Annotated in this window: 16 protein-coding genes and 2 pseudogenes; 13 read left to right on the top strand and 5 right to left on the bottom strand. The window is 72.1% G+C overall.

The window, feature by feature from the left end; genetic code table 11:
* Window positions 1-75 precede the first annotated feature (75 nt).
* On the top strand, window positions 76-597 hold the full coding sequence (locus tag ACWDA7_RS07660) for a metallophosphoesterase family protein (RefSeq protein ID WP_450603263.1): 522 nt from the start codon (window positions 76-78) through the stop codon (window positions 595-597).
* A 65-nt stretch (window positions 598-662) separates the two neighbouring features.
* On the opposite strand, the gene ACWDA7_RS07655 is transcribed toward ACWDA7_RS07660, so the two are convergent.
* Entirely contained in the window at window positions 663-1,781 is a 1,119-nt protein-coding gene (locus tag ACWDA7_RS07655; protein ID WP_450603262.1) for an XdhC family protein, read from the bottom strand.
* Between the two features lie 525 nt (window positions 1,782-2,306).
* Here ACWDA7_RS07655 and ACWDA7_RS07650 point away from each other — a divergent pair.
* Window positions 2,307-4,292, top strand: a complete 1,986-nt coding sequence (locus ACWDA7_RS07650) for a GTP-binding protein (RefSeq protein WP_450603284.1) — start codon at window positions 2,307-2,309, stop codon at window positions 4,290-4,292.
* A 105-nt stretch (window positions 4,293-4,397) separates the two neighbouring features.
* Here ACWDA7_RS07650 and ACWDA7_RS07645 read toward each other — a convergent pair whose 3' ends face one another.
* A complete protein-coding gene (locus ACWDA7_RS07645) occupies window positions 4,398-5,648 on the bottom strand; it encodes a YncE family protein (RefSeq protein WP_450603261.1) in 1,251 nt (416 codons plus the stop codon).
* A gap of 222 nt (window positions 5,649-5,870) precedes the next feature.
* Between ACWDA7_RS07645 and ACWDA7_RS07640 the strand changes: the two genes are divergently transcribed.
* The 6 genes from ACWDA7_RS07640 to ACWDA7_RS07615 all read left to right on the top strand — a co-directional run bounded on the left by ACWDA7_RS07640 (window position 5,871) and on the right by ACWDA7_RS07615 (window position 12,104).
* Window positions 5,871-6,530 (top strand): TetR/AcrR family transcriptional regulator, encoded by a 660-nt coding sequence (locus ACWDA7_RS07640; protein WP_359406576.1) that lies wholly within the window; start codon window positions 5,871-5,873, stop codon window positions 6,528-6,530.
* Between the two features lie 470 nt (window positions 6,531-7,000).
* Window positions 7,001-7,294 (top strand): hypothetical protein, encoded by a 294-nt coding sequence (locus ACWDA7_RS07635; protein ID WP_450603260.1) that lies wholly within the window; start codon window positions 7,001-7,003, stop codon window positions 7,292-7,294.
* A gap of 187 nt (window positions 7,295-7,481) precedes the next feature.
* A complete protein-coding gene (locus tag ACWDA7_RS07630) occupies window positions 7,482-8,939 on the top strand; it encodes an aldehyde dehydrogenase family protein (protein ID WP_450603259.1) in 1,458 nt (485 codons plus the stop codon).
* Between the two features lie 205 nt (window positions 8,940-9,144).
* Entirely contained in the window at window positions 9,145-9,672 is a 528-nt protein-coding gene (locus ACWDA7_RS07625; RefSeq protein ID WP_450603258.1) for a recombinase family protein, read from the top strand.
* Window positions 9,669-11,639, top strand: coding sequence for a zinc ribbon domain-containing protein (locus ACWDA7_RS07620; RefSeq protein WP_450603257.1), 1,971 nt, complete (start codon window positions 9,669-9,671; stop codon window positions 11,637-11,639). Before ACWDA7_RS07625 ends, ACWDA7_RS07620 begins: the two co-directional genes overlap by 4 nt.
* Window positions 11,640-11,720: 81 nt before the next feature.
* Entirely contained in the window at window positions 11,721-12,104 is a 384-nt protein-coding gene (locus ACWDA7_RS07615; protein ID WP_450603256.1) for a hypothetical protein, read from the top strand.
* 240 nt (window positions 12,105-12,344) lie between these two features.
* Here ACWDA7_RS07615 and ACWDA7_RS07610 read toward each other — a convergent pair whose 3' ends face one another.
* Window positions 12,345-13,253: an EamA family transporter gene (locus ACWDA7_RS07610; RefSeq protein ID WP_450603255.1), complete on the bottom strand. Its 909-nt coding sequence runs from the start codon at window positions 13,251-13,253 to the stop codon at window positions 12,345-12,347.
* Between the two features lie 69 nt (window positions 13,254-13,322).
* Here ACWDA7_RS07610 and ACWDA7_RS07605 point away from each other — a divergent pair, with 69 nt between their 5' ends.
* The 3 genes and pseudogenes from ACWDA7_RS07605 to ACWDA7_RS07595 all read left to right on the top strand — a co-directional run.
* The gene (locus tag ACWDA7_RS07605) at window positions 13,323-14,180 is read left to right on the top strand and encodes a LysR family transcriptional regulator (protein WP_450603254.1); all 858 of its coding nucleotides are present in this window, start codon (window positions 13,323-13,325) and stop codon (window positions 14,178-14,180) included.
* A 24-nt stretch (window positions 14,181-14,204) separates the two neighbouring features.
* A pseudogene (locus tag ACWDA7_RS07600) lies at window positions 14,205-14,687 on the top strand (GntR family transcriptional regulator); the annotation flags it as partial.
* 312 nt (window positions 14,688-14,999) lie between these two features.
* Window positions 15,000-15,332 (top strand): annotated as a pseudogene (locus ACWDA7_RS07595) (PIG-L family deacetylase); the annotation flags it as partial.
* Window positions 15,333-15,558: 226 nt separating this feature from the next.
* Here ACWDA7_RS07595 and ACWDA7_RS07590 read toward each other — a convergent pair.
* Both ACWDA7_RS07590 and ACWDA7_RS07585 read right to left on the bottom strand, forming a co-directional pair.
* Window positions 15,559-16,569 (bottom strand): M56 family metallopeptidase, encoded by a 1,011-nt coding sequence (locus ACWDA7_RS07590; protein ID WP_450603253.1) that lies wholly within the window; start codon window positions 16,567-16,569, stop codon window positions 15,559-15,561.
* Window positions 16,570-16,573: 4 nt separating this feature from the next.
* Window positions 16,574-16,999, bottom strand: coding sequence for a BlaI/MecI/CopY family transcriptional regulator (locus ACWDA7_RS07585; RefSeq protein ID WP_360993560.1), 426 nt, complete (start codon window positions 16,997-16,999; stop codon window positions 16,574-16,576).
* A gap of 143 nt (window positions 17,000-17,142) precedes the next feature.
* On the opposite strand from ACWDA7_RS07585, the gene ACWDA7_RS07580 reads away from it, so the two are divergent.
* Window positions 17,143-18,528: an MGDG synthase family glycosyltransferase gene (locus ACWDA7_RS07580; protein ID WP_450603252.1), complete on the top strand. Its 1,386-nt coding sequence runs from the start codon at window positions 17,143-17,145 to the stop codon at window positions 18,526-18,528.
* A complete protein-coding gene (locus ACWDA7_RS07575) occupies window positions 18,525-19,271 on the top strand; it encodes a polysaccharide deacetylase family protein (protein ID WP_450603251.1) in 747 nt (248 codons plus the stop codon). The genes ACWDA7_RS07580 and ACWDA7_RS07575 overlap by 4 nt, the downstream gene beginning before the upstream one ends.
* Window positions 19,272-19,278: the final 7 nt, after the last annotated feature.

The following is a 19,278-nucleotide window of genomic DNA, read 5'->3' as shown; positions in this document are numbered from 1 at the left end:
TCCGGGCCCACGCCGCACATCCGGCCAAGAAGTCGCGGGCAGGACGGGGCCCGGACGGCGTGACACCCTGACGTCGTGCGCCTGCTCCTCATGTCCGACACCCACCTCCCCAAGCGCGCCAGGGAACTGCCCGCGCGGCTGCTCGCGGAACTCCCGCACGTGGATGTGGTGATCCACGCCGGAGACTGGGTGGACGTCGCCACCCTGGACCTACTGGAGAGCCGGTCCGCCCGGCTGATCGGTGTCCACGGCAACAACGACGGCCCGGACTTGCGAGCCCTCCTCCCCGAGGTGGCCCGCGCCGAACTCGACGGCGTGCGCCTCGGAGTGGTCCACGAGACCGGGGCCGCCCAGGGCCGGGAACGCCGCTGCGCCGAGCGCTTCCCCGATCTTGACGTGCTGGTCTTCGGGCACAGCCACATTCCCTGGGACACCACGGCGGACAGCGGGCTGCGCCTGCTCAATCCGGGTTCCCCGACCGACCGCCGCCGCCAGCCCCACTGCACGTACATGACCGCGACCGTGACCGACGGCGCACTGACGGGCGTGGTGCTGCACCGGCTGCCGCCGTGGGCCGGACGGCCGGCGGACGACTGAGCCCGGCCGCCCGTCGCGGTCGGCGCGGCGCGTCCTGGGGTGCCGCAGCGCCGACGGATTGCCTGCTACGACGGCTCGCGACCGGTCCGGGCGGCATGGATCGCGCCGTCCGTCGCCGCCAGTGGCGTGCCGCTGCCTCCCCACCGCAGTGCGACGATCTCGGCGGCGACGGACACCGCCACCTCCTCGGGCGTGCGCGCCCCGAGGTCGAGACCGATCGGCGAGCGCAGCCGGGCGAGCTCGGCCGGTGAGAGCCCGGAATGCGTCAGCCGGCTCATCCGGTCCTCATGGGTGCGGCGGCTGCCCATCGCCCCGATGTACGCGGCGGGCCGACGCAGCGCCTCCTCCAGCAGGGGCACGTCGAACTTCGGGTCGTGGGTCAGCACGCAGATCACCGTGCGGTCGTCGGTGGCCGTGGCGTGCAGATAGCGGTGCGGCCAGTCCACGACGACCTCCACGCCCTCGGGGAACCGCTTCGGCGTGGCGAAGACGGGGCGGGCGTCGCACACCGTGACCCGGTAACCGAGGAAGTCGCCGATACGGGCGACCGCGGCCGCGTAGTCGATGGCGCCGAAGACCAGCATCCGCGGCGGTGGCGCGAAGGAGTGCAGGAACACGGAGACGGCGTCCTCGCGCCGCTCGCCGTGCGGGCCGTAGTGCCGCCGCCCGGTGGCGCCCAGGGCGAGCTCGCCGCGCGCGTCGGCCGTGACCGCCACGTCCAGGCCCGTCGACCCCAGGGACCCCGCCACCTCGTCGGCCCATACGGCGAGCGTGGCCCCACGCGGCGCGGGACCGTCGATCACCGTCGCCACCGTCACCGGACGTCCGGCGGCCACGGACTCGGCCACCGCCCCGAAGGAGACGTCCTCCTGCGGCGTCACCCGGCGCACCAGCAGCGTGATCCGGCCGCCGCAGGTGAGCCCCACGGCGAACGCGTCCTCGTCGCTGTAGCCGAAGGTCTCGAGACGGGCCTCGCCCGACTCGATCACCTCCTGCGCCAGTTCGAACACGGCGCCCTCGACACAGCCGCCCGAGACGCTGCCCACCACGTCGTCGCCGGCACCGACGGCCATCGCGGCGCCCGGGCCGCGCGGAGCGCTGTCGCTGACGGTGACGACCGTGGCGAGTCCGAACGGGGACCCCGCCGCGTACCACCGGTGCAGCGCCGGAAGGATCTCACGCATCACGTCCTCCATCGGTCACGGTCCGCTCCTGTCACCTGCGCCGCAAGTCTTCCGTGCGGTGGTCCCCTGTCTCTCGGCGAGCGCGTCCAGACCGGTGGCCCGGGCACGTGCTCGCGGCGGGCCCTGCGAGCACGTCCGGAGCACCCGGTGCGCGAGCCGGTGGGGGAGGCGCGCCCGGCCCGCGACGGGACCGGATCGCTCTGGGGCGGGGGGAGGACGGGCCGCGCCGTTCACCGGCCGGGTGCCGCCGGGCGGGTGACGGACGGCAGGCCGTCAGCGTACGGGGCCACCGGATCCGCCCACACCGCGAACGGCCCGACACGCCGGGAGGGCGCGGTGTGGGGGGACCGCGGCAGGGTCGCCCGCGACGGACGCCGTTTCGTTGAAGGTTAATCCGTTGCCGTCGCCGACGGGGTCCTGCTGCACTGCACGGGACCAGTCGTCGAGGCCGAGGAGCGGCAATGCGCACAGCGTTCATGTCCACCCAGGAAGGAATCACTCCCATTTCGAAGGACATGACGCTTGGTGCACACGCGCAACCCGCACACTCTGAATCTGGGAATCCTGGCGCATGTAGACGCCGGTAAGACGAGCCTGACCGAGCGGCTGCTGCACTCGGCCGGGGTGATCGACGAACTCGGAAGCGTGGACGACGGCAGCACCCGGACGGACTCGCTCGCGCTGGAGAAGCAGCGCGGCATCACCATCAAGTCCGCCGTGGTCTCGTTCGCGCTCGACGACATCACCGTCAACCTGATCGACACGCCCGGTCACCCCGACTTCATCGCCGAGGTGGAACGGGTGCTGAGCGTGCTAGACGGCGCGGTGCTCGTCGTATCGGCCGTCGAGGGCGTCCAGGCGCAGACGCGCGTCCTGATGCGGACGCTGCGGCGGCTGCGGATCCCCACACTCATCTTCGTCAACAAGATCGACCGGCGTGGGGCCCAGGAGGAGGGCGTGCTGCGCGCACTGTCCCAACGCCTGTCCGTGGCGGTCGTGCCGATGGGACGCGCCGGGGAACTGGGCACCCCTGAGGCGGACTTCGTACCCGGCCTGGGCCCGTCGGCGATCGACGTGCTCGCCGACCACGACGATGCGCTGCTGTCGGCGTACATCGAGGACGCCCTGGACGACGAGCACCTGTACACGGCTCTCGTCGACCAGACCCACCAGTCCCTGGTGCATCCCGTGTACTTCGGGTCCGCCATCACCGGGGCGGGTGTGGACGAGCTGATCGGCGGCATCAGGGAACTGCTGCCCGCCGCCGACGGCGCCCCTGACGAACCCCTCTCGGCCACCGTGTTCAAGATCGAGCGGGGCCCCGCCGGGGAGAAGGTGGCGTACGCGCGGATGTTCACCGGAACGCTCCGCGTCCGCGACCGCGTGCCCTTCGGCGACGGGCGCAAGGAGGGCAGGGTCACCGCGATCAGCGTCTTCGACGACGGCGGGGACGCCCGTTGCGACGCCCTGCAGGCGGGCCGGATCGGCAAACTGTGGGGACTCGCCGACATCAGGATCGGGGACGGCATCGGTGTACTGAGGAAGGCATATGGGCAGTTCTTCGCGCCACCGACACTGGAGACCGTTGTGGTGCCGGGGCCCGGCGTCGACACAAGGGCGCTGCACCTCGCGCTCATCCGGCTCGCCGAGCAGGACCCGCTGATCGGCCTCAGGCACGACGAGGTGCGGCAGGAGACCTCCGTGTCGCTCTACGGAGAAGTGCAGAAGGAGGTCGTCCAGGCCACGCTCGCCAATGAATTCGCCCTGGAGGTCACCTTCCGGGAGACGACGCCCCTGTGCATCGAGCGGCCGGCCGGCACGGGAGCGGCCGTGGAGTTCAACAAGAAGGACCCGAACCCGTTCCTCGCCACGGTCGGGCTCCGCGTCGATCCCGCCCCGGTCGGCTCGGGCGTGGACTTCCGGCTGGAGGTGGAGCTGGGCTCGATGCCGTACGCCTTTTTCAAAGCCGTCGAGGACACGGTGCGGGAGACGCTGGGACAGGGGCTGCACGGCTGGGAGGTGACCGACTGCACGGTCACCATGACCCACTCCGGCTACTCGCCCCGCCAGAGCCATGCCCACCAGGGATTCGACAAGAGCATGTCGAGCACCGGCGCGGACTTCCGGGGACTGACCCCACTCGTGCTGATCGAGGCGCTGCGCCGGGCGGCCACCCGGGTGTACGAGCCGATGCACGACTTCCGCATCGAGGCTCCGGCGGACACGCTCGGCGCCCTGCTGCCGGCGCTGGCCGCGATGCGGGCCCTGCCCCGGACGACCGGGACGAGGGGAACCCTCTGCGTCCTGCAGGGCACGGTCCCGGCGGCCCAGGTGCACTCCCTGGAGCAGCAGTTGCCGGGACTGACACGGGGCGAAGGGGAGCTGGAGAGCGACTTCGGCCACTACGCACCCGTCGGGGGCGGATCGTCGCCCAGCCGGCCGCGCACCGACCACAACCCGCTGAACCGGAAGGAGTATCTGCTGAACGTGACACGCCGGCTCGAGGGATGAGCCGCTCCGGCCACCACCGGGGGTGCGCGGACGGGGCGACGGCTCCGTCCGCGTCTTTGCTGAGCCCGGTGCGGACGGAGCCGTCGGTGCGGCGGGCAGAGGAGGTCAGCCGGCGGAAGGGCCCGCCCAGTCGGCCGGGACGTGTGCGAGGCGCACCCGCTGAGGGTGGTCGCCGACCGGGACCGAGGTCACCTTCTGGCCCGTGGCGAAGTCGATCGCGGTGACCTGGTCGGCGCCGCTCTCCGAGATGATGCAGTCCTCGCCGTCACCGCTCACCGTCGCCCAGTAGGGCTTGGAGGCGGTGACGAGCGGGCCCTCCTGGAGCGTGGCGCGGTTGACGACCGTCGCGTAGTCGTCCATCGTCCCCGCGACACACAGCTCGGTGCCGGACGGGTTCATCGAGATGCCGTGGTGCCGCGAGTCGTTCACCCATGTCGTACGGTCCTCGCTGGTGGCCGGGTTCTTCGGCAGGGTCTTCACCCGGGTGATCCGGTCGGCGGCCACGTCGTACTCCAGGAAGCCGTTGAAGAACGACACCTGGAAGTAGAGTTTGGACTCGTCGGGGCTGAAGACCGCGGGCCGCACGGCGTCGGAGAAGTCCTTGAGCCCGATCGCGTCCAGTCGGCTCCGCATGTCGATGACCTTGACCTGCTTGAACGTGGTGGCGTCGACGACCGTGATGTGCCGGTCGCCCTTCGTCCAGTCCCAGGCCGGGTCGTCGAGCAGGGTGTTGACGTCGCCGATGGCCATGTTCCAGATGTACTTGCCGTCCTTGGTGAAGATGTTCTCGTGCGGCTTGTCGCCCGTGGCGAACTCGCCCAGCTGCCTGCCGGTGCTGATGTCCAGCACCTGCACCTTGTTCGCGGTGGACGCGGAGACCGCGACTCTGGTGCCGTCGGGGGAGACCGCCATGTGGTCGGCGCGGTAACCGGCCAGGGGGAAACGCCAGTTGATCTTCCCCGTCGCGAGGTCGATGGAGACGACGTCGGCGAAGCTGGGCCGCGAGACGACCATGGAACTTCCGTCGGGTGTGGAGTACATGTCGTCGACGAACTGGTCGTGGCCCTCGCCGACGCTGTTGCGGATGGCCATGAAGTAGATCCACTTGATCGGATCGGCGTTGATCTCCGCCATCCGCTGTGCCTTGTCCGGGATGACGTTGACGCGGCCGATCCTGGCGAAGTCTCCGGTGGACTTGATGACGTCGGCGGTGCCGTCCCAGTTGTTGCCGACGAACATCACCTCGCGCAGCGCGGCGGGGGAGTCCTGTGCGGAGGCGGCCGTGGCCGTTCCGCCGGCGGTCAGGGCGAGGGCGGCGGCGAAGGAGAGGAGGTGGCGGGGTCTGGGCACGGACATGGGGGGTCCCATCTGTGAGGTCAATCCTGATCTAGGCATGACAAGCAGCGCTGAAGGGTCGGCTCGGGGGGCCGGGGGTGCCGCAGTTCGGGAATCTGAATACGCCCGCGTTCACAGTGGACTTACTGGAAAGTAAGGAAGGGGCGGCCCTCTCCACAAGACTCCGTACGCGACAAAATCGAGCAACGGTCGAACGGATCAGTGAGCGACGAGGGGGAGCGGGTGGCGGGCAGGCTCAGGCAGCCAACGGGCCGGTACGGCGGCAGGTCGGCCGAGGAGCGCCAGGCGGAGCGGCGCCGGCGGTTCCTGGGGGCCGCGCTGCAACTCTTCGGCGACAGGCCGGGCTTCCGCGCCACCACCGTCGCCGCACTGAGCGAGGCGGCGGGCCTGTCGACGCGTCAGTTCTACGAGGAGTTCCACACCCTCGAGGACGTGCTGGCCGCGCTGCACCTGCAGGTCAACGACTGGGCGGAGGAGGCCGCGACCGCCGCCCTGGCCGGGGCCCGCGACCGGCCGCTCGCGGAGCGGGCCGCCGCGGTCTTCCGGGCGTACGCCGCGAACGTCACCTCCGATCCGCGCCGGATCCGCATCGCCTTCGTCGAGATCATCGGCGTCAGCCCGCGACTGGAGGAGCAGCGGCTCGAACGCCGGTCCCGTTGGGTGGACTTCATCTGCGCCGAGGCCGCCGAGGCGGCGGCGCACGGCGAGGCGGCCCCCCGCGACTATCGGATCGCCGCCACGGCGTTCATCGGCAGCGTCAACGGCCTGCTGCACGACTGGCGGGCCGGCTGGGTGGACGCGACCCTCGACGAGATCGTCGACGAACTGGTCCGGCAACTGCTGGGCATCCTGCGGCCGGCCGGGTGGCTGCCGGGCGCCTGAGACTCGGCCGGACCGTCGGCCGCGGGCCACGGCGAGACCGGCGGCGGGTGCGGACGCGCCTCACCGATGCCGGGTCCGACCCCTGCGAACGGCACGACGGGCCGGCGGACAGGGGTGGGGGCGCGCGGCTCGCAGCACCGAACGCAGAAGGGAGACGGACGCGCGCAGACCTGCCGCGTAAACGGGTGATGGCAGCGAAGTCCGGCCCTGCCGGCCCAGTTCCGCCCGTGCGGAGAAGGTCCAGGAGAGCCGCGAGCCGACCTGGAACTTCAGACGCCGCTGTCTTCCTACTCGTCCCATCCCTGACCTCCGTCGAGGGCCCGGCCCGGGGAGCGGCGGGGCGTGGAGGGCCTCTTCATCGAGCGTCCCCCGCTGACAGGGGCCCGGCAAGCGCAGCGGACTGTGCCCCTTGCGGGTGAGGGCCGAGGTGCTGCCCGTGACCGTCCGTAGCCCCGTGACGTTGCTGGGGTATGATCTCAACACGACGCATCGTCGCCGCAGTCGGTCTCGCCGTGGGCGTCACGGGCCTGGCCGCGCCGGTGGCCGGCGCGGCCACCACGCCCCAGGACGCGGGCAGGCTCAACCCGGTCACCTTGCTCGACTCAGCGGCCCGCACCGGTGTCCCGGCCCAGTACAGCGAGGAGATCCCGACGGTCTCCGGCCAACTCGCGGGGCTGAACCACCTGAACGACCTCCAACAGCTCCATCAGGCCACCGACCTGGCCGCGCCCGCGACGGGGCTGCGGCCTGCCGTCGAGTCCTGAGGGCGACGCGGCCCGCGACCGCAGTGTGACAAGGCCCCCGGCCGCACAAGACGCCGGGGGCCTTGACATTCCCGGAGGCCCGCCGGAGCATCGCGAGGGATCAGTGAATGGGATTTCACCAGGCGAACAAGCCTGCACGGTTCGCCCGGTCCTCCTGCCGCCCTAGCCCGTACCAAAGGAAGCCGCCATGCCCCTCACCCGCGAACTCCTCATCGGCGGCAAGGACGTGCCCGCCGCGTCCGCCCGCACCACCGTCGACGTCAACCCCTACACCGGTGAGGTGTACGCGACCCTCGCGGCGGCGGGCCCCGAGGACGTACGGCGGGCGGTGGACGCCGCGGACGCGGTCTTCGAGGACTGGGCGGCCCTCGCGCCCTTCGCCCGTCGGGCGATCTTCCTCAAGGCGGCCGACCTGCTGGACGCCCGGGGCGAGCAGGTGGCCGAGACCATGGCCCACGAGGCGGGCGCCACCCGGCCGTGGGCCTACTTCAACGTGTCCCTGGCGGCGAACATCCTGCGTGAGGCCGCGGCCGCGATCACCGCGCCGCGCGGTGAGGTGCTCAGCGCCCAGGAAGAGGGAACGCTCGGCCTCGCGGTGCGCGAACCCCTCGGCGTCGTGGCCGCGTTCGCGCCGTGGAACGCACCGGTCATCCTCGGCGTACGGGCAGTGGCGGCACCGCTCGCCGCAGGCAACACGGTGGTCGTCAAGCCGAGCGAGGACGCGCCGATCGCCTGCGGTCTGCTCATCGCCGACCTCCTGCGGGAGGCCGGGCTGCCGGACGGGGTGCTCAACGTGGTCACCAACGCCCGAGAGGACGCGGCCGAGATCGCCGAGGCGCTGATCGGCGACGACCGGGTGCGCGCGGTGAACTTCACCGGCTCGACCGGAGTGGGGCGGATCATCGGCGAGCTCGCGGCGCGTCATCTCAAGCCCGCCGTCCTGGAACTGGGCGGCAAGAACGCCGTGCTCGTGCTGAACGACGCCGACGTCGACCATGCCGTCGACGCGGCCACCTTCAGCGTGTTCATGAACTCCGGGCAGATCTGCATGTCGGGCGACCGGATCCTGGTCCACGAGTCGCTCGCCGAGGAGTTCACCGAGAAGTTCGTGGAGAAGGTGGCCTCGCTGCGGGCGGGCGACCCCGCGCATCCGCGGACGGTGGTCGGCCCGCTGATCAGCGCACGGTCCGCGCAGCGGCTGGCCGCGCTGGTGAAGGACGCCGTGGCCAAGGGCGCCGACGTGCTCACCGGTGGTGAGCCCGAGGGAGCGGTGCATCCGGCGACCATCCTCACCGGCGTACCGAAGGACGCGGAGCTCTACTTCACCGAGTCGTTCGGCCCGGTCTGCGTGCTGGAGACGTTCGCGGACGATGACACCGCGGTAGCGCTCGCCAATGACACTGAGAACGGCCTGACCTGCGGAATCATCACCGAGAACGCCACCCACGGGCTGGCCGTCGCCCGCCGGGTGCGCACCGGCATCGTGCACATCAACGACCAGTCGGTGGCCGACGAGCCCCAGGCCCCCTTCGGCGGGGTGAAAGCCTCCGGGTACGGCCGCTTCGGCGGACGGTGGGGCATCGAGGCGTTCTCCAACACCCGCTGGGTCACCCTCGCCACCCGGCACGCGCGCTACCCGTTCTGACAGAAGGCCCGGGGCGGCGGCGACCGGCCGTCGCCCAGCGGTCACCCGAGCGCCACTGCCGCCTGCCAGGTTCACCGATTTGATGGAGAATCCTCGGTGATCGTACGGTGACCGTGTGGAGTTACTTCGACTGTCAAAGGCCATGAAGCGTCTGGGCGTTCATCCGGTTGCGCTTCGTCTGTGGGCTGACTCGGGGAAGACTCTGGTGACGTGGGTCGGTCGTGAGCGCCGGTTTTCCTCGGTCGACATCGAGGCGATGAAGGTCTCCAGTGGAGGCGAGCGCCTGCGTCTGGAGGGCCTGTATGTGCGGGTGGCCGGTTCCAGCGGGCAGGAGTCCTCACTCGATGCCCAGGAGAAGGAGCTGCGGGCCACCTCCACCGGTCAGGTGGTCAAGGTGTTCCGCGACCGGGCCTCTGGCGTGCGGGCGGATCGTCCCGGTCTCCTGCCCCTGCCGGGCGCTGTCGCCGACGGCTGTGTCACCCTGGTGCGTGTTACGCATGAGGGCCGTCTGGCCCGGTTCGGTGCGGGCCGGCTCAAGCGACTGCCGACCGTGTACGGCGCCACGCTTGAGGTACTGCACTCGAAGAAACTCGGTGGCCGGGAAGAACTCGTCGAAGACTTCGTGTCGCGGGTGACCACGTTCGCCGGCCGCCTGTACGGGATGCAGTCGGCCGTGAACCGGCGCCGTCTGCTGGCCGAGTTGAGCCAGTGCGGCACCGGGCGCGCCGCGTGAGCCGGAAGCTGCCGCTCGGTGAGGGCGAAACCTCCCGCACCGCCTGCGCTCGCGCCCTGCTCCGCGGCGGGCTGGACGAGAAGAGCGGCGAACTCCTGTCCTCTGGGGTGCTTGCGGAGCGTGTGGGCTGGTGCGTCGACCTGGTGTCCGCCATGGTGACGGATCTGCTGTGCGGGCGCTTCAACAGCCGTGATGTGAATGTCCTTGCCTGCGGCGTGGACGCCGGGGGACGGAAGTTGCCGTCCAGCGCCTGGATGGCGCTGCGTCGTCTGGGCTGGGCCGCGGCCCCGCCTCAGGGTGTGCGGGTCAACGACCGGATCGTGCGCATGGCCCAGGAGCAGGCCGGACGCACCCTGCGCTCGGCCAAGTGGCGTGCCGACCTGACCGCGGGGGTGCTGGCGACGTGGCCGGTCGATCCGCGCAAGCGCACGGCCGCCGAGTGGGAGCAGGTGCGTGCGGCCGTGCCGGGCGGGCCATATCTGCCGTCCAGCATCATCAAGGCCCGCACCCGCCAGGCAGCCGCGTTCCTCACCGCGCACGGCCGTCTCCCGGTGGACCTGTTCGAACTCGAGGACACACCTCACGTACCCAGGACGCTGCTGCTGTCGGCATGCGACGGACAGCAAGCCACGATCGAACGCTTGGAGACCGACCTCACCAGGGCAGTGTTACGGCTTCAGCTGCCCACCCGCCCCGACCCGGCCACGTACCGGGACTGGACATGGGTCACGTGCCTGATCACCCTGCCCCCGACCGTTCCCGTCACCGCGGTCCTGCACCTGCCAACCCTCCGCACCGCAGTCGGGAAGGTACACGTCGACGTCGCGTACACCCACGCCGTACCCAAGGCCCAAGCAACCGGGCACACGGTGGCACTCGGTGTGGACTGGGGCCTGAACACGCTGCTGTCCGCCGGTACCCTACGGCTCCACGACGATGGGCAGATCACCGCGCAGGGTGCCGGTGCCCAGTTCCGAGCCGCCGGCGTCCTGGCCAAGCAGCACCGGCTGCGCCGCCTGTCGGAGCGGCTTAACGCCAAGACGGACCAGTACATGCGGCTCATCGGTCACAGCGGACACCATGCGCTCGCTGGCAAACGGGACGTGCTCCGAGACGAGATCCGGAACGTGTCCGACCGTAGATCGAACCTCAACGACGCGCTCGCCCGGGCTGCCGCCAGGTGGGCCGTCGACCAGGCCATCGCAGCCGGGGCGACGGTGATCTATCTGGAAGACCTGCGGTCGATGGAAGCCCGCGGGATGGGCCGCACCATGAACACGCGCCTGTCCCAGCAGGTGCGGGGCCAGATCGCCGACCGTATGCGGCACCTGGCCACCGAGCACGGCATCGCGGTGGTCACGGTCCCGGCGCGCAACACTTCCAAACTGTGCCCGCACTGCCTGACTCCGCTGCGGCATCGCAAGGCCCCCGACCGCCCGACCGTCACGGGATGGAAGTGGGCCATCTGCCCCCGCCAGGAGTGCCGTTGGCAGGGCGACCGCGACCACGGTGCTTGGCGCCGTATCGCCGCCCGCGGACTCGCACACCAAGCCAAGACCATCATCGATCCCACCAGTGGCCAGATGGTCATCCGCACCGTCGTGGACACGCTGGAATCGACGGCGATCGTCACGTCCGCGAAGACCAGCCGGAAGGACCGGTCGAAAACCGGCCCCACCCGGCGCCGTTCCACACGCCCCGCGCCCAGGCGACGCAGGGCACCCTCCCCAGCACGGACCCGTGGTCCTGCTGGCCAGCGTCCGGAGGGACACGCTCACACGGGCCGGACCCAGCTGCCCCGCGCAGCCCACCGGCACCAGCGCGTGCACACGATCAGCACACCCACCCACCGGCACCAGCCGCGAGGGGCAGCCCTGGGCGCTGGATTCCATCTCCACGCCCATGCATCCCCACCACGGTGGGAAACGATCCCGGAAACTCACTCCGGCTCAGGATCACATAGCTGATCAGAGACGCTGACGGGATGGACAACGCTGCTGGAGCCCGTACCGGCGCATCGCACGGCCCGGATCGAGGTGATCCGAGCCGTGGACGAGGCGGCCGAGATCGTGTGCGAGACACCCGTGGAGCTGACCAACGTGATCGGCTCGCTCCATTCCGGCGGACTGATCGCCCTGCTCGACGCGGCAGGACTCGGCGCCCTCATTGCGTCAGCCCTGCACGCCCGCGCACTCGATGGGGTCGTGCCCCTCGGTACGGCGGCGGACTTGTGGAGTTCCTCGCCCCGGCCCGGGGACGCCTCGTCGCCTCCTGCGGTCGAGGAGGCCGGGCGCACCCTTGAGCCGCTGTGGCGGGGCGAGACCGACCGGGTCCGGCTCGCCACCCGGGCCGCGATCACCGATGCGGCAGGAACGGTGGTGTGCCGTGGCCGGTTCGACTGGACCGTGCGCCGCACGGCGCCGGCGGGATGACGCGGTTCGGCTGACGGAACGGGATCACTCCCGAGCCCTCACCCGCGGCAGGCCCCCACGCGCCGGACCGTCGCTCCACGAAGGCCAAGCCGTCTTCTCCACCGCCGTGGCGTCCGCGCGCGTTCGAAGGTCGCCGGACCAAGGTGAACAGGACGTGATGTGAGCAAGCGGCGCTCCCGGAGGAGCCCGAGGCCGTGGGCCCGACGCGCGGCGGGCTCCAGCGCGGGAGCAGTGCCTCCGTCAGTCGCGGCGTGCGCTGATGCTGACCGCGTTGGCGGCCACGACGGCCCCGATGCCCGCCCACTCCGCCCACCCCAGATGCTCGTCGAGGAGCACCCGGCCGACCACGGCGGCCACGACGGGGTTGACGCTCATGAAGAGCCCGAAGGCCGGAGCCGAGACCCGGCGCAGAGTGAACAGGTCCGCGAGGTACGGCACCGCGGACGACAGGACACCGGCGGCCACCGCGCAGACCGCGGCCTGCGCGGTGGGCGGATGCCGGACGGCGACGACGGCTCCGACCGGCAGGAACAGCAGCGCCGACACGGCGGCGGCCGCCGCCGAACCCTGCGCTCCGGGGGTGCGCCGGCCGACGGTGCGGTTGAGCAGGATGTACGACGCCCAGCAGTAGGCGGCCAGCAGACCGAGGCACATCCCGACGTAGTCGGTGGACGGCCGGGGACGCATCAGGGTGACGACACCCGCCATGGCGACCAGCGCGCAGCACGCGTCGACGCGCCGCCGGGTGGCGGCCAGGGCGATGCCGAGCGGGCCGAGGAACTCGAGGGTCACCGCGAGACCGAGGCCGACGCGATCGATGGCGGTGTACAGAGACAGGTTCATGGTGCCGAATACCAGGGCCAGCAGCAGGACCGGCCACCACTGCCGCCAGGTGAAGGCGCGCAGCCGCGGCCTGCCGACGAGGAGCAGGACGAGCGCGGCGACGTACTGGCGCACCGCGACTACACCGACCGGCCCAAGTACGGGGAAGGCGAGCGAGCCGAGCGCGGCGCCGACCTGGTTGGACAGGCCGCTGCCGGCCATCGTGGCGACTCCGGCGGGGCTCGTCCGGGCGCGCCTCGGGCCCGGGGAAGCCGGACCGGCCCGGCGCGTGACCGCGGCCGCCGGGCGTGCGGATGCTCCATGCATGGCCCGATCGTGCGAGAGCATCGGCCCTTGCGGAAAGTGCATCCGCCCCACTTTCCATACGCTTTGGTCATGCATGAAGTGGAACTGCGCCAGTTGCGGTGTCTCGTCGCGATCGTCGACGAGGGCACGTTCACCGACGCGGCCATCGCCCTCGGTGTCTCGCAGGCGGCCGTGTCCCGCACGCTGGCCTCGCTCGAACGCGCACTGGGCGTACGACTGCTGCGCCGTACCTCCCGCGAGGTGACCCCGACCGGCACCGGACTGCGCGTGGTCGCGCACGCCCGGCGGGTGCTGGCCGAAGTGGACGAGCTGGTCCGGGGGGCCACCTCCGGCCCGGCCCGGTTGCGTATCGGCTACGCCTGGTCGGCCCTCGGCCGCCACACCCTCGCCTTCCAACGGCGCTGGGGCGAACTTCACCCGCAGACCGAACTGCACCTCGTGCGCGTCAACTCGGCCACGGCAGGGCTCGCCGAGGGTGCCTGCGATCTCGCGGTGGTGCGCAGGCCCGTGGACGACCGCCGTTTCGACTCGGCGATCGTAGGGCTCGAACGCAGGCTGTGCGCGATGGCGGCGGACGATCCGCTGGCCGGACGCCGCTCGGTGCGCCTGGCGGATCTCAGCGAGCGCGTACTGCTGGTCGACCGCCGCACCGGCACCACGACCGCGCACCTGTGGCCCGCGGACGCCCGTCCGGCGACAGAGGAGTCCCACGACGTCGACGACTGGCTGGCCGCCATCTCCACCGGGCGCCGGATCGGGGTGACGGCGGAGTCCACCGCCAACCAGTACTCCCGGCCCGGGGTTGTCTACCGGCCGGTGCGCGACGCGGAACCGATCGCCGTACGGCTCGCCTGGTGGCGCGACGGCCCGCATCCCGCCATGCAGCCGGTGGTGGAACTGCTGATCTCGCTGTACCGCACGGGCTGAGCCCGCCGCCAGGGGCGGCGGGCCCTCGGCCTGGAGGCCCAGGGCCTGGTCGAGCGGATCCGCAACCGCGGCTCACGGGTGCGGGTGGTGACTGTCGAGGAGGCGGTCGCCATCACCGAGTGCCGCATGGTCCTGGAGGGGTTGTGCGCGGCCAAGGCGGCCGTCACGGCCGACGACGAGCAACTGACCGAACTGGCCGATCTGGGCACGGCGATGAGCACGGCCGTGGCCGGCGGCGAACCGGTGACGTACTCCGAGCTCAACCAGGAACTGCACGAGCGGATCAGGCTGTTCTCCGGCCAGCAGACGGCCGTGGCACTGCTGGAACGTCTCAATGCCCAACTGGTGCGCCACCGCTTTCAACTGGCGCTCCGTCCGGGGCGCCCGCAGCAGTCCCTGAGCGAGCACCTGGCCGTGATCGAGGCGATCCGGGCCAGGGACCCGCAGGCCGCCGAGGCGGCCGTCCGTGCCCACCTCACCAGTGTGATCGAGGCGCTGCGCGACTGACGCGAGCGAGGCGGGCGCGACCTGTCCAACCCGGCGAGTGAGCCGAACGGGCGGGTCGGTGTCGAAAGCGTGGGGTGTTCCAGCTCGCTTGCAACGGCAAGGGGCCAAGGCCCGATGGGCCGAGCACGCTCGCGTTGTCGGCACCGGCTGTGCCGCCCCGTCGACGAATCGCCTGAACGAGGAGAGTTTCAGCGATGACGCACGGCACCGCGCCCGCCGCCCCCGAGCCCCCGGCTTCTCCGCCGCTCCCGGCTCCGCTCGAGCAGGGGGCCCCATGAGCAGGCGGGACCGCCGTCACGGTCCACGCTCGTCATCACCGCCCATGCGGGGGACTTCGTGTGGCGCGCAGGGGGAGCCATAGCCCTGGCCGCCTCCCGCGGGGAGAAGGTCACCATCGCGTGCCTGACCTTCGGCGAGCGCGGCGAGTCCGCCAAGGCGATCCGCCGGGAGGAGGCCGAGCAGGCCGCCGCCGCCCTGGGCGCCGAGGTCGCCTTCTTCGACGCCGGCGACTACCCGCTGATCGCCACACCCGAGCTGACCGACCGTCTGGTGGCCGTGTACCGCGAGGCACAGCCTGACGTCGTGCTCACCCACCCGCTGGAGGACCCCTACAACGGCGATCACCCGGCCGCGGCCCGGATGGCTCATGGCGACTGGGGTTTCACCGCCTTCGCGCTGGCCGGAGTCTCGTCCATGATCTTCATCGGCCTGGCCGCGCTGCGCTTGTTCAGGCAGCCCCGTACGGGCACCGCGCAGTAGGAACTGCTCGCCGCCCACTGAGTCGGGCGGACGCGCGCACCGGGCCGGGCTCATTGGGGGAGCCCGGCCCAGCACGTCGGACACCCCGAGCAGACGGCCCCCCGCCCCCGGACTAGCCGTGGCGCCGCTCATGCTCCCCGTGCCGGTGGTGGCCGCAGCAGGTAGGGCGCTCCGCGGAGGACGCCCGGGCCCACGGCGGCTCGGCGTGCGCCGCGGACTCCGCCCGCTGTGCGCTCTCGACCATCCTCTCGCTGTCGGATGCCGCGTTGGCCACGCTCGCGCAGCACACCGCCAGCAACACGGCGCCCGCGGCGAACGGCAGGGCCCGCAGCGGGGGAGCGGGGGCGAGCAGCGCCCGTACCCGCTGCGGCACGGCCCCGCCGGTCGCGGCCAGCGCCGCGGGGCGGGAGGTCTCGGAGGCGGAGGCGAGGGCGGCCCGCCCGACCGCGCGGGCGACGACCGTACGGCTGCCGATCCGCGCCGCGGCCTCCTCGTCGGCCCAGCGTTCCAGGACGAAACCGCCCGTGTCGGCGAGCGGCCGCAACAGCGGATTCACGGCTGCCGCGAGCCGCCAGACGGTCTGGAAGAGGTGGTGCCTGCCGCGCAGATGGGCCCGCTCGTGTGCGAGGAGGGCCTCGCGCTCCCTGTCGCCGAGACAGCGCAGCATGCCGCGGGAGACCACGATCCGCCCGGGCGCGCCGGGAAGCGCGAAGGCATGGGGCGTGTCGTCGTCGAGCACGGCCAGTTCCGTGTCGCCGGGCAGACGGGCGCACTCCCGCCGGGCCCACCGGAGATGACGGACCTGACGTACGGCTGAGACGCAGAGCGCGACCATGCCCCCGGCCAGGGCGAGGGCGCCGGCCACCGCGACGACGAGGTACACCGGGTCCTCGGCCCTCAGGGCGTCCACCGACCAGCGGCCCTCCTCGGCGACTTCGGGGATCTGGGCGAAGCCGGTGAAGGCCAGCAGGGCCAGCGAACCCGTCCAGGCGAGCGCCGCCACCAGAGCGGCACACGCCAGGGCCCAGGCGGCCGGCCTCGGTGCCAGCCGGCGGGCCGGTCGCGGCGCGAGGACCGTGAGCGCCCCGGTGACCAGGAACGGAACGTAGACGCTGATCAGCACCGGGTCAGGGCCCTTCGTCCCGGGGCCGGGTGTCGTCGCGCCCGTCGTGCGCGGACAGCAGTCGCTGCAGCAACTGCTCGTCCTTCTCGGACAGTTCGGAGACGAACCGGGCCAGCACCGCCTCGCGGTCCGAGCCGCGCTCCAGCAGGGTGTGCATCCGCTCCGCGGTGTGGGTCGCCTCGTCCCGGGCCGGCTCGTAGGCGTATCCGCGGCCCTCGCGGTGGCGGACCAGCATGCCTTTGTCGTACAGCCGGGACAGGATCGTCAGCACGGTTGTGTAGGCCAGGTCGCCCGGCAGCCGCTGCCGGACCTGTCGCGCCGTCAGCGGTCCTTCGGACGCCCAGAGTGCGGCGAGCACACCGCTTTCCAGTTCGCCGCGTGCGCGCCTGCCTGATGCCCCACCGGACTCGTCACTCCTTCGGTCCTGCATCGTTCACCTCCCCTTCGCCGCTCGGCTCCCCAGACTACCCGGTGAGCTACTACAGGATGTAGGAAGTATGCTCCGGGCTTTGAACCGTGAACTACTACATGTTGTAGAGTTCCGTTCCCCTCGATGTGCGGAGGAAGAAGCCCATGCCCCACTCCGGAACGACGGTTCCCGCGCCCGCGCTCACGGGTGCCGTTCCGCCTCCCAGAGCAGCCACGACGCCGTCGGGGCGGGTCACGATCGTCTCCGCGAGCGTGGGGGCCGGCCACGACGGCGCCGCCGCCGAACTCGCCCGCCGTCTCGTGGCGGACGGATTCATGGTCGACCGCTACGACCTGATGGACCTGTTGCCCGCACGTCTCGGCAGGGCCGTCAAGGAGAGCTACCAGCGGATGCTGTTCCGGGCGCCGTGGGCGTATCAGCGGATCTACAACAGCACCGAGCGTGCCGGCGGCAGCGGCCCGGCGGCGCGAGCGCTGCTGCGCGCCGCCGAGGACCGGGTGCTGCGCGCCCTGCCCCTGGGCACAGGCGCGGTCGTCTCCACCTACCCGGGGGCCAGCAGAGTGCTGGGCAATCTGCGTCGCCACGGCCGGCTGGCCGTTCCCGTCCTCACCTATCTGACCGACTTCTCGGTGCATCCGCTGTGGGTGGCGGACGGCGTGGATGTGCATCTCGCGGTCCATGACGTGCCCGCCGCCCAGGCCCGCGCCGCCGGTGCCCGGGACGTCCGGGTGTGCGGACCGGTGACCGACCCGCGGTTCCGCCCCGGCGACGCTCAGGAACGACGCCGGGCACGGGCTCGGTTCGGGCTGCCCGAACGCGCGCCGCTGGCGCTGCTGGTCGCCGGATCCTGGGGCGTCGGGCCGGTCCGGCAGGTGGCGCTCGAGCTGCGGGACTGCGGCGCGGCCCTTCCGGTCGTCGTCTGCGGCCGCAACGAGGCCCTGGCCGAACGGCTGCGCGCGGACGGCATCGAGCACGCCTACGGCTGGGTCGACGACATGCCCGGCCTCATGCACGCCTCCGACGTCCTCGTGCAGAACGCCGGTGGACTCACCTCCCTCGAGGCGTTCGCCACGGGCCTGCCCGTCGCCGGCTACCGCTGCATACCGGGCCATGGGCTGACCAACGCCGCCGCCCTGGACGAGGCGGGTGTCGCCGCCTGGATCCGGGACCCGGCCGACCTCAGGACCGTGCTCTGCGACCTGATCGACGGCCCGCTCGGTCTCCGGCAGCGCGAGGCCGGCCTCGCCCTCTTCGCCGGACCGGGCGCCGGCCCCGCGGCCGAGATAGCCCGCGTCCACCGTTCGGGACCCGGGCACGAGGTGCCGCCTTCCGCCCCGCGGCGCCGCCGCCGCGGCTCCCGCAGGCTCGCCGCCACCACCGCCGTGGCGTGCGCCGTATCGGCCGGTGCCGTCGGTACCGGGATCGCCGGCACGGACGATGGCCCCAGCCTGATGCACGCCATCGGTCATGGCCTGGATCTGGACGACTCCGCTCCCGGTCACGCCCACGCGTCGGGGGGCCACCAGTGACCGGGACCCGGCTCGTGCGCGCGGCCGCGCTCGCCGCCCTGCCCGCCCTCGCCGCGGTGCACGCCGCGCCCGTCGTCTCCACCTTCGGGCCACTGCGCAACCGCGTCATGCCCCGCCTCTCGGGGCGTGGCCGTGCCGGTCACGTCGCCCTCACCTTCGACGACGGACCCCACCCGCTGTCCACCCCGCTCTTCCTGCGACTGCTCGCCGAACGCCGGGTGCAGGCCACCTTCTTCCTGCTCGGCAGCGAGGTCCGCCGGTCTCCGGGGCTGGTCCGGGAGATCGAGGCGGCAGGCCATGAGATCGGCATCCACGGCTGGCTGCACCGCCCGCTGCTGCTGCGCGGCCCGCGCGCCACGTACGACGACTTCGCCCGGGCCCGGGACATCGTCGCCGAGATCACCGGTCGCCGGCCACGGCTCTTCCGGCCGCCCTACGGGGTGATGTCGGCCTCCGCCCACGTCGCCGCCCGCCGACTCGGCCTCACCCCCGTCCTGTGGACCTGCTGGGGCGAGGACTGGACGGCCCGTGCCACGGCGGAGTCCGTGCACCGCACGGTCACGGCCGACCTGGACGGCGGCGGTACCGTGCTGCTTCACGACTCCGACTGCACCTCCGCCCCCGGCGCCTGGCGTTCGGCCCTCGGTGCCGTGCCCCGCATCCTGGACACCTGCGAGCAGCGGGGCTTCGAAGTCGGCCCGTTGCGCGACCACGGCTGGCCCCGCCCGTCCTCGGTGGTCTGACAGCAAG

It is taken from the genome of Streptomyces sp. NPDC001156, assembly GCF_053598275.1.
This window is presented reverse-complemented; position numbering and strand designations above follow the sequence as displayed.